The sequence below is a fragment of the Ruminococcus sp. OM04-4AA genome (assembly GCF_003462585.1).
GTDB lineage: Bacteria > Bacillota > Clostridia > Lachnospirales > Lachnospiraceae > Mediterraneibacter > Mediterraneibacter faecis.
The window spans coordinates 1-14,723 of sequence record NZ_QTZH01000058.1 but is presented as its reverse complement, the minus strand read 5'-3'; the positions used below and the strand labels follow the sequence as shown (position 1 = coordinate 14,723).

At 39.3% G+C, this 14,723-nt stretch carries 13 protein-coding genes and 2 pseudogenes; 1 reads left to right on the top strand and 14 read right to left on the bottom strand.

The features are described from left to right. Positions 1-106 precede the first annotated feature (106 nt). From DXB52_RS13030 to DXB52_RS13020, 3 genes are read right to left on the bottom strand one after another with little or no spacing between them, the layout of a single operon-like run. On the bottom strand, positions 107-346 hold the full coding sequence (locus DXB52_RS13030; protein WP_015529121.1) for an RDAC family protein: 240 nt from the start codon (positions 344-346) through the stop codon (positions 107-109). 17 nt (positions 347-363) lie between these two features. Then, a complete protein-coding gene (locus DXB52_RS13025; RefSeq protein WP_118107676.1) occupies positions 364-993 on the bottom strand; it encodes a flavodoxin family protein in 630 nt (209 codons plus the stop codon). A gap of 20 nt (positions 994-1,013) precedes the next feature. Continuing rightward, positions 1,014-1,715: a DNA alkylation repair protein gene (locus DXB52_RS13020; protein WP_118107674.1), complete on the bottom strand. Its 702-nt coding sequence runs from the start codon at positions 1,713-1,715 to the stop codon at positions 1,014-1,016. Between the two features lie 246 nt (positions 1,716-1,961). On the opposite strand from DXB52_RS13020, the gene DXB52_RS13015 reads away from it, so the two are divergent. Continuing rightward, positions 1,962-3,164 carry an aspartate kinase gene (locus DXB52_RS13015; protein ID WP_117824908.1) on the top strand — a complete coding sequence of 401 codons (1,203 nt, stop codon included), beginning with the start codon at positions 1,962-1,964 and terminating at the stop codon, positions 3,162-3,164. Between the two features lie 112 nt (positions 3,165-3,276). Here DXB52_RS13015 and DXB52_RS13010 read toward each other — a convergent pair whose 3' ends face one another. The 11 genes and pseudogenes from DXB52_RS13010 to DXB52_RS17400 form a co-directional block, all read right to left on the bottom strand. Further along, positions 3,277-5,718: a cation-translocating P-type ATPase gene (locus tag DXB52_RS13010; RefSeq protein WP_118107671.1), complete on the bottom strand. Its 2,442-nt coding sequence runs from the start codon at positions 5,716-5,718 to the stop codon at positions 3,277-3,279. Positions 5,719-5,721: 3 nt separating this feature from the next. Beyond that, on the bottom strand, positions 5,722-6,573 hold the full coding sequence (locus DXB52_RS17420) for an ATP-dependent metallopeptidase FtsH/Yme1/Tma family protein (protein ID WP_472520173.1): 852 nt from the start codon (positions 6,571-6,573) through the stop codon (positions 5,722-5,724). Between the two features lie 54 nt (positions 6,574-6,627). After that, positions 6,628-6,902, bottom strand: a pseudogene (locus DXB52_RS17415) (AAA family ATPase); the annotation flags it as partial. Continuing rightward, positions 6,861-7,577, bottom strand: coding sequence for an ATP-dependent metallopeptidase FtsH/Yme1/Tma family protein (locus tag DXB52_RS17410; protein WP_472520169.1), 717 nt, complete (start codon positions 7,575-7,577; stop codon positions 6,861-6,863). The pseudogene DXB52_RS17415 and the gene DXB52_RS17410, both read right to left, overlap by 42 nt. A gap of 13 nt (positions 7,578-7,590) precedes the next feature. Continuing rightward, complete coding sequence (locus DXB52_RS13000; protein WP_118107669.1) at positions 7,591-10,203, bottom strand: cation-translocating P-type ATPase; 2,613 nt, start codon at positions 10,201-10,203, stop codon at positions 7,591-7,593. A 259-nt stretch (positions 10,204-10,462) separates the two neighbouring features. Next, positions 10,463-11,647 (bottom strand): tyrosine-type recombinase/integrase, encoded by a 1,185-nt coding sequence (locus DXB52_RS12995; protein WP_270370234.1) that lies wholly within the window; start codon positions 11,645-11,647, stop codon positions 10,463-10,465. Continuing rightward, entirely contained in the window at positions 11,601-11,822 is a 222-nt protein-coding gene (locus DXB52_RS17405; RefSeq protein ID WP_227159484.1) for a hypothetical protein, read from the bottom strand. The genes DXB52_RS12995 and DXB52_RS17405 overlap by 47 nt, the downstream gene beginning before the upstream one ends. Next, entirely contained in the window at positions 11,819-12,376 is a 558-nt protein-coding gene (locus DXB52_RS12990; protein WP_227189753.1) for a site-specific integrase, read from the bottom strand. The genes DXB52_RS17405 and DXB52_RS12990 overlap by 4 nt, the downstream gene beginning before the upstream one ends. A gap of 483 nt (positions 12,377-12,859) precedes the next feature. Further along, the gene (locus tag DXB52_RS12985) at positions 12,860-13,393 is read right to left on the bottom strand and encodes a hypothetical protein (protein ID WP_147338842.1); all 534 of its coding nucleotides are present in this window, start codon (positions 13,391-13,393) and stop codon (positions 12,860-12,862) included. Further along, on the bottom strand, positions 13,390-13,710 hold the full coding sequence (locus DXB52_RS12980; protein WP_117908143.1) for a hypothetical protein: 321 nt from the start codon (positions 13,708-13,710) through the stop codon (positions 13,390-13,392). The genes DXB52_RS12985 and DXB52_RS12980 overlap by 4 nt, the downstream gene beginning before the upstream one ends. Before the next feature lie 99 nt (positions 13,711-13,809). Next, a pseudogene (locus DXB52_RS17400) lies at positions 13,810-14,573 on the bottom strand (DUF6710 family protein). Between the last annotated feature and the right edge of the window lie 150 nt (positions 14,574-14,723).

Here is a 14,723-nt window from a genome sequence, read left to right as displayed (position 1 = left end):
AGGTAGAGCGGGCCGGTGTCCGATGCAATATAGCATCATTCTTGCGGCCTTATTCACCACCAAATCCTTTGCTTCAATATGGAGAATCAGACAGACAAATACAAATTTATACCACAAAATTCATCTTCTGATCATCATACTGCACGGAAAATCCTTTTCCTTCGAGGTACTCTTCTACCACCTGATACATCTCATCATATCGGCCTTCACAGGCACAATTACCAAGTGGTTCGATCCAGAAGGATTGTCTTCCACAAGTGTCCCTGAGATGAATTCGGAAATTCAGACCTTTATCTTTAAGAATTCCATTTAATTCTATCACATCATTAAAAGATACATAACTCATTTTAATTCTCCTCTTCTTTACCTAATAAAATGTGTTGCAATTCGTTCTTCTTTCTCCGGAAGTCCAAACTGTTCTTTACCCAAGGCAATACTCTTCATAAGAAATGTCATGTTTCTGGCGAGGACTCTCATAGTCTGCTTTCCTTCTCCATCCTGCTCTGCTTCTCCTGGTATTCTTCCATGAATACTATTCCAATACTGACTGGAAGCAACTGGCATTCCAGAAATTGTAAAGTATTTGTTTAACTCATCAAATGTTGCTGAACATCCACCGCGCCTTGCACAGACAACACTTGCTCCTACTTTCATAGTCTTATCAAATGGTGTGCTGTAGAACAGGCGGTCAAGACAGGCGATCAATGTTGCATTTGCGGATGCATAATAGACTGGACTTGCGATAACCAGTCCGTCTGCTTTCTCGAATTTCAAAGCCAGTTCGTTAACTACATCATCATAAACACATTTTTGCTTGGAAACACATCCTCCACAGGCAACACATCCACGGACAGGTTTATTTCCAACAACTACCGTCTCTACTTCTACTCCATTTTCCTGAAAAATCTTTTCCATTTCTTTTAGTCCTACACTAGTATTTCCGTTTGCTCTTGGACTTCCATTAATCATAAGTACTCTTAATTTTTCTGCCATTGTTTCTCCTCCTACAAACATTATTGTCTTATCTTCAAAGTTCTCAGATACTCTTTTTGTTCCGGCGTGATCCGATAGCTTTCGATTGCCTTCTGGATTGTCTTATTATGTGTCCATACGTCCATCTTCTGTTCTTCTAGAAATGGAAGAACCTGATCATACTTTTTGGCAAGTGCTGTTGCGAAATACCATGCCCTGGCCATATTTACATAATACTCTTCTGAACGGATTGCGGCAACCTTCCCCGGATATTCTAACTTAAATTCTTCTTCCAGATAATAGCGCATCAGCATATTGATTCCAAAGCGGATCGTATATATATGCTCTGATTCCAGCCATCGATCTATCTTTTTGATATAAGAATTCAGATGATTCTTCACTGTTCTGACTGCCAGAAGATCACAGGTTGCCCAGTTATCTATATGGGGCAGAAAGCGCTCCAGTTCTTCTATACAGAGTTCATAGTCTTTAATCTGCTCGATCAAAAGCCCATGCAGATTATTCTCTTCATAATATTGATGTGGCAGAATCTTAAGAAACTGCTTCGCCTCTTCTGTCTTCCCGAATTTCTTTGCATAAGTTCGAAGTACAGGAACTCTCACTCCTATCACTGATTCTTTCTCTACTGTTGGCATCAGTTTTGCGTGAAAATCCCGATATTCTAGATCCTGCATTGCAAAAAGGTCCTGCTGCACTTTTGGTATTACTTCTTTTGGAGTCATCTTTATTCACCTGCTTTCTGTTAATTTGCAGTATAACACACACTTTATGCCACTGCAAGTATATATAGAACAAATGTTCTTCTGTATTTTATTTCTTTTTTTTGCTATACTTATCTACGTATAAAGTTACTGCTCACACCCACTATGAACAGTAACTAAAAATTCTCTGACTCTTTTGCTGTTACTGCTCACACTATATATTACCAGCAACACAGATTCGTCAGAGAATATAAGGGAGATAAAAATATGCTGACAGTAATGAAATTTGGCGGAAGCTCCGTGGCCGATTTGGAGCACATCCGCAACGTAGCAAACCGCTGTATCGCAAAGCAGCGCGAAGGCAGCCAGGTTGTTGTTGTCCTGTCTGCTATGGGAAAGACTACCGATAATCTGATCGCAACAGCAAAACAGATCACAGAGCAGCCTTCCCGCAGGGAATTAGATATGCTTCTCACAACCGGTGAACAGGTTTCTGTATCCTTAATGGCAATGACTCTGATTTCCATGGGCGTCAGTGCAGTGTCACTGAATGCATGGCAGGTTCCAATGCATACAACTTCAAATTATCAAAATGCACGATTCAAGAGAATTGATTCCGAGCGTATCCGTAAAGAGCTTGATGCGAACAAGATCGTCATCGTAACCGGATTCCAGGGAATCAATAAGTATGAAGATATCACAACTCTTGGCCGCGGCGGCTCTGACACAACAGCGGTTGCTCTTGCTGCTGAACTCCATGCCGATGTCTGTGAAATTTACACAGATGTAGACGGAGTATATACCGCCGATCCACGCGTTGTTCCAAACGCTCATAAAATGACGGAGATCACTTATGATGAGATGCTTGAGATGGCCTCTCTTGGTGCGAAAGTCCTTCACAGCAGATGTGTAGAAATCGCGAAAAAATACGGTGTAGAACTTCTGGTATGTTCTAGCTTAAACCACAATTCAGGAACAATTGTAAGGGAGAAAACGAAAATGGAAAAAATGTTAATCAGTGGTGTGGCAGCCGATAAAAATGTAGCCAAAATCCGTGTTGCCGGTCTCGGGAACGAGCCTAACAGCACATTCCGTCTTTTAAATCTTTTAGATAAGAATAAACTGAACATTGACGTCATGATCCAGTCTCTTGGTAAAGACGGTACAAAATCTGTATCCTTCACTGTTACAAAATCGGACATGCTCCGTGCTTTGGATCTGTTAAATGAAAACAAAGACTATCTTGGCATTAAGAAACTGGATTCTGATGAAAATGTTGCCAAAGTTTCTGTCATTGGTGCCGGTATTCGTTCTCATTCAGGTGTTGCTGCAAAGATGTTCGGTGCACTCGCAAGTATTGATGTCAACACAGAGATGGTTACTACATCTGAGATTCGCATCACTGCTCTGATCGATGAAGCCTATGCAGATCTTGCAGTACGTAAACTGCATGAAACTTTCTTTGATTAAAAGTAAAGCAGAATCAAGCGACAGTAGGGATTAATAATTCCCTGCTGCCGCTTGATTTTTATCTTATTTCCGTTCTGAATAATTACATTTGTTTTTTATTTTTCACTGCACATTATGCTTCTTCCTCTAACGACGTTTTTCCGCGCAAACGTCTGTAATAGAATCTTCCTTTTCCAAGAAGAATCGTAAGATAACGAAGTACCGGCTCTGTTGCGATCGCAAATACAACAAAAAGCATGATACACTTTGTTGTCATTCCGGTAATCGCAAACAGCTGATTCAAATAAATACTACAGAATAATAAGCCTGCAATACATCCGCCAAGAATCCCTGCACGAAGCTTATTCATCGGTGCACTGATCTTATAGAGGATCATAAATCCTACAATTGCCAAAAGCATCGTTGCTGCTGTTGAGATATCCTGCTCTCCTACTCCAAATGTCTTTCCAAAGACAACCAGTGATCCAACCGCCAATGCATCTGTAAGTGCTGCCGGAAGTGCTTTCAGGAATACATTTGTCAGGAAATGTCCTTTAATGATATTCTTGTTCGGCTCAAGTGCAAGGAAGAACGCCGGAATGCCGATCGTAAACATACTGATCAGTGATACCTGTGATGGTTCCAGTGGATAAGTAAACATAAATACTACCGAGAAAAGACTCAGCAGGAAAGAGAATATATTCTTAACCAGGAACAGGCTCGCCGAACGCTGGATATTATTGACTACTCTTCTTCCTTCTAATACAACCTGCGGCATACAAGAGAAATCTGACTCCAGAAGTACGATTTGAGAAGCCTGTGCCGCTGCCTCGCTTCCTGATGCCATTGCAATACTGCAGTCTGCATCCTTCAAAGCAAGGACATCATTTACTCCATCTCCTGTCATAGCAACTGTTTTCCCAGCCTCTTTAAGTGCCTGAACAAACTGTCGTTTCTGGTTTGGAGTTACACGTCCAAACACTGTCTTCTCAAGAATCGCTTTCTTAATATCTTCTTCTGTCTCAAGACTTGATGCATCCACATAATTCTCAGCATTTTTAATACCTGCTGTTTTTGCAACTTTGGAAACTGTAACCGGATTATCTCCGGAAATAACTTTCACTTCAACTCCCTGCTCTGCAAAGTACTGGAATGTTTCTTTTGCCGCCTCACGGATTGGATTCGCAAGTAAGATATAGCCCAACGGTGTTACCGGCTCTGTCAGTGCTTTTCCATCAATCTCCGCTGCATAAGTACCAAATACAAGAACACGGGCACCTGTAGATGCAAGCTCTGTGATTTTTTCCTTATGTTGCTCGTAATCATCCAGAAGTACAAATTCCGGCGCTCCAAGAACATATGTCTTATCTTCAAATGTAGCACTGCTGTACTTTGTCGCAGATGAAAATCCTGTCTTGGAAATTGCTTTTGCGCCTGAAGAATGTGTAAAATATTCTTTCATTGCAGCCATTGTGATATTATCGTTTGTCATAGCTGAAACAAAATCTCCGACCATAAGACGAAGAGATTCCATCTTTTCCGTATCGTACTGCTCCGTTGGAATAAGTTCCTGTACCTTCATCGTATTTTCTGTGATCGTACCAGTCTTATCTACACAAAGTACATCAACACGCGCAAGTGTCTCAATACATTTCATATCATGAAGCAATACTTTCTGCTGTGCAAGCCGAATTGAACTGACAGCAAGTGCAACGCTTGCAAGAAGGTAAAGTCCCTCCGGAATCATTCCGATCACAGCCGCTACCATTGACGTAATACTTGAATGGAATGATGCATTCTGGAATACCAGAGACTGTGCAACGAGTATGATTCCAATCGGAATGATTGCCACACCGACGCATTTAACCAATTTATCCAGCGAGCGGATCATCTCTGACCGCTCACCATTCTGCATTTCTTTTGCTTCCAGTGTAAGCTTTGAAATATAAGAATCTTCACCGACTTTATCAAGTCTTGCATGACATTGACCGGAAATAATAAAACTTCCTGACATCAGCTGATCTCCGGCATGTTTTGTAATCTCATCAGACTCGCCTGTCAGCAGAGATTCATTTACCTGTACTTCACCTGCACAAACCTGTGCATCCGCACATACCTGCGCGCCGGCTTTAAATATGACAATATCATCAACTACCAACTCTTCTGCATCAATCAACGATCTTTTACCATCTCGCACTACAGTCGCTTTCGGTGCATTTAGCATGGTCAGATTATCCAGCACTTTTTTGGCACGCACTTCCTGTATAATACCGATCAACGTATTTGCAATAATAACCGGAAGAAAGGTCAGATCCCGGAAGGATCCAACCAGACATAACAAAATAGCCAGAACAAGAAAGATTAAGTTAAAGTAAGTAAATACATTCTCATGTACAATCTCTTTCGTTGTCTTCGATGGAGGATCAACTGCCCTGTTTACCCAGCCATGAAGTCTGTGCTCCTGCACCTGCTGTGCTGTCAATCCGACTTTATAATCCGGATTGTAACGGGTTGTCGGTATCCGCTTCTCTATTTCTTCTTCAATCTCTGTTTTCTTGTTTCTGCTTCTTGCCATCTGTTACTTCCCTTCTGCTTCTTCCAACGTCTCCGTTCTCGTCAAAATCTGCATAAATTCTTCTCCTGTAATTGTTTCTTTCTCATACAGGTATTTTGCAAGCTCATGAAGTTTCTTCTGGTTTTTCTCCAAAAGATCCATCGCTGTATCATATCCGTGTTTTACGGTATCTACAACCATCTGATCAATATCTGCTGCTGTCTGCGGTGAACAACTTAAACTGCTGTCTCCTCCCAGATATGGATTGTTCTGCGTCTCAAGAGCAACCATACCAAACCGGTCACTCATTCCATAACGCGTGATCATTGCTCTTGCAAGCTTTGTTGCCTGCTCGATATCATTCGATGCGCCTGTTGTGATAGAATTAAAAATCAGTTTTTCTGCACATCTTCCTCCGGTCAGTGTCGCGATCTTGTTGATCAGCTCTTCCTGTGTCATCAGATTCCGTTCTTCTGATTCAACCTGCATTGTATATCCCAAGGCACCTGATGTACGCGGAATGATCGTGATCTTTGTAACCGGTGCTGAATTCGTCTGTAATGCTGCTACCAACGCATGACCGATTTCATGATAAGAAACAATTAATTTTTCCTTGGAAGAAAGTACCTGATTCTTCTTCTGATATCCGGCGATAACAGTTTCAATACTTTCTTCAAGATCTGCCTGCGTTACATATTTACGATTCTCTCTGACTGCGCGCAGTGCCGCTTCATTTACCATATTTGCAAGCTCTGCTCCTGATGCTCCTGATGCAGCTCTTGCGATTGCATTAAAGTCAATATCATCTCCAAGTCTTACTTTCTTCGCGTGAACTTTCAGAATCTCTTCACGCCCTTTAAGATCCGGAAGTTCCACCGGAATACGGCGGTCAAATCTTCCCGGACGGAGAAGTGCCGGATCAAGACTGTCCGGTCGGTTCGTTGCAGCAAGGATCACAACACCCTTAGATGCATCGAATCCATCCATCTCTGTCAGTAACTGGTTCAATGTCTGCTCACGCTCATCATTTCCGCCATATCCTGCATTATCTCTCTTTTTACCAATTGTATCAATCTCATCAATAAATACAATACAAGGTGCTTTTTCATTCGCCTGTTTGAAAAGATCACGTACTTTAGAAGCTCCCATACCAACAAACATCTCTACAAATTCCGAACCGGAAATTGAGAAAATGGTACATTCGCCTCTCCTGCAACTGCTTTTGCAAGCAAAGTTTTACCGGTTCCCGGAGGTCCTACAAGAAGTGCTCCTTTCGGACATACTGCACCGATCTCCGTATATTTCTGCGGGTTATGAAGGAAATCCACAATCTCTGTCAGCAGTTCCTTCGCTTCATCTTCTCCGGCTACATCCTGGAAAGTGATTCCTGTTGTAGATTCCACATAAACCTTCGCATTGCTCTTTCCGAACTGCATGAATGGATTTCCTGCTGCACCTCCACCCATCTTGGCCATCATCTTCTTTGCAAGCCACTGTCCTAATGCCCAGAAGATCAAAAGTGGTAAAATCCATACAAGAAAAAAGCTAAGAAGCGGATTCATCTCCTGCTGTGCGACTCTTCCGAATTCACATCCCGCATCTTCCAGACGATTTACCAGATTTGGATCATCAAACGTTGTTGTCTCATAATATTTCGGTTCCTCGCTATTATCTGTAAAATAAATAGTGTCTCCATTCAACTCTACTTTTGATACTTCTTTTCCCTCGACCATAGTAAGAAAAGTTCCATAATCGACTTCTTTCACCTTATTCTTTCCTAGAATATTCGGAAAAAGAAATGTGTTAAGAAGCACGAGAATAATCAAAGCAATCAAATAGTAAAAGATTAATGGCTTCTTTGGTTTCTCGACTTTCTTCATACTGTTGTTCCTCCTATCTTTCTAATTTTGCACGAATTGCCTTTATCGTCTGTATAATCGGAAGATTCAATGCTGCAAGACCATACACAGTAAGTAACTGCGATAATGTCAGTGTCTGCACTTTAAAGATGTTATGCAGTCCAGGAACAGTCACAACAAGCGTGATCAGAATCATTCCAATTACAAAAGCGCCGATCAGGTAAATGTTATTAAATACTCTTTTTGTAAATACAACCGGACGATTTGATTTACAGTTAAACCCATGGAACAATCTTGAGCAGCAAAGCGTTGCAAATGCCATTGTACTTGCAAGTAGTGCATTGCCATCTTTGTATCCAATTGTAAATGCGATCATGACCGTCGTACAGATTGATAACCCTTCCAGTCCGATATTGATCAAAAAGTCTTTCGTCAAAATGGATTCATTTATCGGTCGTGGTTTTTCTTTCATCACATTTTTTGAATGTGGTTCCAATCCAAGAGCAATTGCTGGAAGACTGTCTGTCAGCAGATTAATGAACAACAGATGAACCGGTGCAAACGGTACCGGAAGTGCCATCAGTGAAGCATAAAGCACTGCCAGGATTGCTCCAAAATTTCCCGAAAGCAGAAACTGAATGGATGCTTTAATATTGCGATATACATTTCTTCCATTCTCTACTGCTTTAATAATCGTCGCAAAATTGTCATCTGTCAAAACCATTGCTGCAGCATCTTTTGACACTTCGCTTCCGGTAATTCCCATCGCCACTCCTATGTCTGCCTGTTTCAGTGCCGGAGCATCATTCACACCATCCCCGGTCATGGATACAATGTTTCCTTTCTCCTGCCATGCACGCACGATACGGATCTTGTGCTCAGGAGAAACTCTTGCATAAACAGAAATCCCTTCAACAAAGTCTTTCAGTTCTTCATCAGACATTTTGTCAATCTCTGCACCCTCACAGGCTTCGGATTCATTTTCAAGAATTCCAATTCTCTTTGCAATGGCAGCAGCTGTCACCTTATGATCTCCTGTAATCATGATCGGACGGATTCCTGCGCATTTGCACTCTTCTACAGCAGCTTTTGACTCTTCTCTCGGCGGATCCATCATTGCGATCAGTCCCAGGAATATCAGATGCTCTTCATCCTCCAGCGTAAGTTCCGTCTCATCTGATACTTCTTTATAAGCAAATGCAAGAACTCGTAATCCCTCTCTTGAGTATTTCTGATTCTGCTCTTCGATTACTCTTCTTGTCTCTTCTGTGATCTCATAAGTCTCCCCTTTCATCTCAACCCAGTCTGTCCGGTTCAAAAGAACATCAACTGCTCCTTTGACAATCATCGTTGGCACTCCGTTTAATGAATGCTTTGTTGCCATCATCTTACGGTCGCTATCGAATGGATTCTCACTTTCTCTTGGATACTTTACTCTGACTTCTTCCGGGTCAAGACCAAGACTGCTTCCTAAATTAATCAGTGCTGTCTCTGTCGGGTCTCCGATCTCTACACCGTCAATATTCGTAGAGTCATTACAAAGAATACTGCTGATAAGGAGTCTGCTCTGAGACGGATTCTGGAGATCGATCTTGTCTGTGGAAACGCTCTGGCCATCTACATAATAATGTTCTACTGTCATCTTATTCTGTGTCAGGGTTCCGGTTTTATCTGAACAGATAATGGATACACTTCCCAAGCCTTCCACTGCCTGCAGCTTTCGAACAATTGCATGCTCTTTCGCCATTTTCTGCGTTCCAAAAGAAAGAACAATTGTAACGATTGAACTCAATGCTTCCGGAATTGCTGCAACGGCAAGCGCAACTGCAAAAAGAAATGCATTTCCAATATTCTCACCGCGAAAAACACTGATTCCAAACAAAATCGCACAGAATACAAGAATTAAAATTGATAATTTCTGCCCAAACTGATCCAGATTCACCTGCAATGGAGTCTTCTTCTCAGAGGTAGTCTTCAGAAGACTTGCAATTTTACCAACTTCTGTATTCATACCAATCTCTGTAACTACAAAAGATCCTCTTCCATACGTAAGAAAGCTTCCGGAATATACCATATTAATACGGTCTCCAAGAGGAACTTCGTCCTGTTCAATCACATCTGTCGTCTTCTCGACACCAAGACTCTCTCCCGTCAATGCACTTTCATCAACCTTCATGCTCGCACATTCCAGAATACGTCCATCTGCAGGAATATAGTCTCCCGCCTCTAACATAATAATGTCTCCAACAGTAACTTCTGCAGACGGAATCGGGACAACCACTCCATCACGAAGAACTTTTGCTTCCGGACCGGATAATTTCTTCAGACTTGCCAGAGATGCCTCTGCCTTTACTGTCTGCACAGTTCCCAGAATTGCATTCATTGTGATCACGATAACAATAACAGCTGCGCTCTCAATATCTCCCATAAATCCCGATGCGATTGCTGCTATAATAAGGATGATCACCAGAAAATCTTTATATTGCTCCAGAAAAATCTGAACTGTTGTCTTCTTTTTTCCTTCCGTCAGTTCATTCGGTCCGTATTTCTTTTGATTTTCACTGACCTGTTCTTTTGTTAATGGTTCTTCCGAGCCATTCACTTCTCTTAAAACTTCTTCTCCCGATAATTGATAATATGCTTTCACTGCCCTTCCTCCTAACTGGTTATTGGTTATTGTTCACTCTTCCTTTGTGACCCATAATCCTGATTCATCTGCAGTGCGAATAAAAAAAGAGACAATTATTGCACCGCTTTTTACATGCAATAAAAGTCTCACTATTTCATCACGATCCGGATGGACTTCTTCCATCGTATTGACGGCTCGCAAACGCTACTTAAAGCGCCAGTTACTCCCTTTTATTAAAATAAACTATACTCATTTTTCCTGATAATGTCAATAAACTTTATTTTCTTTTTAGGAAATTATCCATTTTTTCTCTTGCAGCTCTCGTTTCATCCGCCATCAGTTTATTTCCTATTTTCCGATAATGGTGTACTGAATATATGGAGGTATGTCCCAGTAACTTGGCTATCATCCAGTCATCCACGTGCATTTCTGTCAATTTCTTTCCATAGCAGTGTCTAAAGATATGAGTTCCAAACTTCAGAAATTCACCATTATCATCCCGGATACCTTCTTGGCGTATCATTTTCATAATCTGATTTTGAATCATGCTATATTGATAGGGTTTAGTCGGATCATCTTTTTTTACAAAAATATAAGTTGTTTCTCCATACCGTTCCTTTGTATAATCAATTGCTTTCATAATCAGTTGTGCCACTTCTTCACTGATGGATTTTTCATAAGTGACTGACTTTACCTGGTCAATCCTTATAAAATATCGGTTGTTCCGCATGCTTAAGCAATCCGTTTTTAATGTCAGCGTGTCTGAAATTCTCGTTCCCAGCAACTGGTGGATAATCAATGCCCTGCATACCTGCTCATCCATTTTGAAAATGTGTTCGTTTAATCTTTTGATTTCCGCATCTGAATAAAATTTAAATACATGTCTTGGTGTGCTTGGGAAGTCATTACTCAGAAATAATTCGCTCATGCACTGCCGTTCATATAAATTCCCAACATCTTCTATCACCCTTCGCAGTGCATACAAGTCAGATCTGTAATTTTTCCGTTCATGCACTTCCGTTTTCAGATATATTAGATATTCTTCTATATGCATCCGTTCCAAATCTTGTAGCGATTGAATATCCCGATATTTCTGTTTAAGAAATTTTGAAAACCGCTTTACAGCTGTCATTTCACTGTGGATTGTTCCTAATGGGGAGTATTTCAAATGCATAAAAATCACTTTTTTTACTTCTTCCCGGATATCAGGTTGTACAATTCCAGTAAAATTAAGCGTTTCCGTATTCTTGATCGGATTTCCATGAATAGGAAAATCAAAATTTTTAAGCGTCCATATATCTTTTTCCTGCTCGTCTCGGTCATCCTCTTCTTCCAAAAATTTCAAGATTTTCTTCATATGCTTTACAATGCTAGGCGTTTCAATTCCTACCTTGTCATATGCTGGCCGATATTTTTTACTTGATAAGGCATACCCTTTTTCCAACATCCATCCTTTTAACATGCGGATGATTTTTTCCTCTTTCCCATATAAATTCTTCCAACCTTCCAGCGATCTCTTCAGATGGCAACCCTTCCAGATTAAAATACCGTTCTGGTTTGATACGCATTTTCTGAAGCTGCTCTTCGGATGCTGATTTGTAACAATCCATCTCATATATGTAAATTCTTTTTTTCATTTTCTATCACCACGTTTCTTAACTTTAATGGTAGAAGCTAAATCATTTTCCGATTTCTTAAAGTAAGTATCACTTGCTTTTTCAATTCTTCTTGGCATGAAGTCCACATACTGTTTTGTCATCTCTTCGGAAAAGTGTCCTAAATAATCCCGGATTGTCTGTATAGAAACATCCTCATCATAAAATTGGGTTGCCAACGTATGTCTATAATCATGGGTTTTGAAGATATAACTGCCATCTACAATTTCATTCTTATCGCAGTATTGCTGAAACTCTTGTCGGAATGTTGTCCCCCTGTACGCTCCACCATCCTTCCCTTTAAAGATATAATCTTTCGGACGAATATGTTCCATCTCTATATATCTACGCATGATTCTATACAACACAATCCGGATATTTGCTTTTGCACTACAGGTAGACAATATGATTTCATTTCCCTTATTGTCTCCAGCGTTCCCTTTTTCTATCTGATAAATTTCACTATCTGCCGGCACCTGTTCACAAACTGTAATCTGATATTTCAGAGTCCTTCCACGCGACAAGTAAACCTCCATATCCATGTGTTCCTAAAAAAATCAATGTCCTGATAATTTTTCAGTACACGAAACATACTTCCATCTTTCATATTACGTCCATAAATTATATTCTTACGATCCGAGCAATCCCGTTCGTTCCGGTAATCTAAAAACTACATCTTTCCCTCTCACTACTGGATATTTCAGCACCCCAGGGATCCTAAGCAATACTACGATGTCCGGATTGATCGCCTGCAAAGCCGCAAAATCCACTGTTACAGTTGTTTGTATGTAGATTTTATATCTTCTGGCTCTTTTGCATTCTTTTTTTTACCTACGAATCTCCAACCAAAAAGGCAGCAGCATATCAAAACTAATATACTGCCGCCCACACGTTCCTATTTACTTAAATCTCAGTAATCCTATAACTTTACATTTATATGCTGTTTCAAATGAACACATCTTTTTGCAACGTCTGCACTATTTTTCAAACACACGTCTCTTTTTATTACTCAATAAACTTTATACTCTTGGTGTCACTTTCATTTCATTCGTATTTTCTTTTGGCCACACAATTTCTTGTTCCTTTGGAAGAAACTGCTTCATTATCTTTTCTATTTTAGACTCTTCTACATAAAAACAAATAGTTTTATTCTTTTCAGCAGAAACTTCCTTCAATTCCGGAAAAATCTTAAAAATTTCTGCATCAGAAGAAATATCCGCCACGTGTATTTGCATTGCGTAAATATTAAAATCCTGATAATATAGAACCTCCATGGAAGGGAGATTATTTACTATCAGAAATTCTTCTGTAATGGATTCTGTTTCTTCATTTTTACCGTACAAATGATACTTTTCAAAATCCATTTCTGAAACTTCACCTATAATTTTTTTAGTATCCACATCAATCATAATTCCGATTTTGGGCAAAGGCTCTCCAGAACTTTTCCGATACCCTATTTTTTCTAAAATAACGCAGACACAGTTTTTTTGCTGATATAAACATGGTACTAGCTGTTCTTCTGCAATCTGATAATCCTGAAGATACTCTTTCAAAATTCTTTTACAGTCCATTTTCTTTTGAACAGTTCCCCTATATCATAAAACATAAGTTTACAGGTTTCTAATTCTGTATATCGTTCAATGTAGGTTTTGAATTCATTTTGAGTCTCGATTTCAATATCTACAACATACTTTCCTGGAAATATAAAGGGAACCATATCTCTATCTACATCCTTAGGCATAAAATAGGACCATTCGCTATTTTCATTGTAACTATTCCATTCTTGTCCAGTCTTCTTTGTAGAGCAACTCGACAGCAGAAAAGCAAACACAAGAGTCAATGCTGTAAATTTTATTCTATTTTTTAACATTTTTTCTTATCTTTTCTCTGCAACTCAATCTGATGTTTCATCAGTTCTAAAGTCTGTTCCACTAATTTTTCAGAAGGTTTATTCTTATCCATTCTTTCTTTATATTTTTCTACCCAGTTCTCTGTATTCTCCATCACTATCACCTTCCCATCTAATTAACATCATAGTACACATATCCGTTTCATCTTTTGCATTTTTCAAAACTCTTGCCATTTCAAATAAAAGTCCAAACGTATATGTGAATGATTCTGAATTATTTTTTAAATTTTTAATATTTACTTTTTTATTTGTTTCTATGTTCACATATTTTTTTCCATCAAATCTATATTTTTCAAGAACTTCTGAAATATCAATAACTGTATTTACAATTATTTCTCCTTCGTTATAGACAATGGCCGCATTCACAGAATGATTTCCATTATCAACGACTACCAGCCTAATGGTTCTATTAAGAATGCATGAATATTATATGCAAATGATATCCCATTAAAAGGATTCTTATTTATCTCTCCCAATCCCATCAATCCATCAATCATACGAGAATGGTTCCAAACACATGATATAATGGGAGTATTTTGAACCTTTAAATGTATGTTACATTTTTGCCAAAAATCAAACGACAAGTCTAGTAAAAAACTATTCAAAATAGCCCGCATATAGCCTATTCCCTGGTAATTCCGATCATTATACATACATTTCGTAAACAATTCACTCTGTATAGAATTTGCCATAAATTTAATTACTGAACGCACAGATTCCTTTTTGCCTTCATCTACCAATTTTTTAAAATCTTCGATGAATATCTGTGTATTCTCCTCAATTGTAACCCCTTGTTGTTTTTTCTTCTGTTTTTTAAAAAGCATATTATCTCCTGTGACATTGTTCATTACTTTTTTTAATATTATATCGGAAAATTTTACTGTTTACACATATCATTTATAAGTTCATTGTTCATTACTTTTTTTAATATTATATCGGAAAATTTTACTGTTTACACATATCATTTATAAGTT

What these genes read in the sequence shown, in the direction of transcription:
- DXB52_RS13015 (WP_117824908.1), top strand. Translation starts at nt 1,962, where the DNA reads ATGCTGACAGTAATGAAATTTGGCGGAAGCTCCGTGGCCGATTTGGAG.
- DXB52_RS13010 (WP_118107671.1), bottom strand. Translation starts at nt 5,718, where the DNA reads ATGGCAAGAAGCAGAAACAAGAAAACAGAGATTGAAGAAGAAATAGAG.
- DXB52_RS12980 (WP_117908143.1), bottom strand. Translation starts at nt 13,710, where the DNA reads ATGTTAAAAAATAGAATAAAATTTACAGCATTGACTCTTGTGTTTGCT.
- DXB52_RS13030 (WP_015529121.1), bottom strand. Translation starts at nt 346, where the DNA reads ATGAGTTATGTATCTTTTAATGATGTGATAGAATTAAATGGAATTCTT.
- DXB52_RS12990 (WP_227189753.1), bottom strand. Translation starts at nt 12,376, where the DNA reads ATGGAGGTTTACTTGTCGCGTGGAAGGACTCTGAAATATCAGATTACA.
- DXB52_RS12995 (WP_270370234.1), bottom strand. Translation starts at nt 11,647, where the DNA reads ATGTTAAAAGGATGGATGTTGGAAAAAGGGTATGCCTTATCAAGTAAA.
- DXB52_RS17405 (WP_227159484.1), bottom strand. Translation starts at nt 11,822, where the DNA reads ATGAAAAAAAGAATTTACATATATGAGATGGATTGTTACAAATCAGCA.
- DXB52_RS17410 (WP_472520169.1), bottom strand. Translation starts at nt 7,577, where the DNA reads ATGAAGAAAGTCGAGAAACCAAAGAAGCCATTAATCTTTTACTATTTG.
- DXB52_RS13025 (WP_118107676.1), bottom strand. Translation starts at nt 993, where the DNA reads ATGGCAGAAAAATTAAGAGTACTTATGATTAATGGAAGTCCAAGAGCA.
- DXB52_RS13020 (WP_118107674.1), bottom strand. Translation starts at nt 1,715, where the DNA reads ATGACTCCAAAAGAAGTAATACCAAAAGTGCAGCAGGACCTTTTTGCA.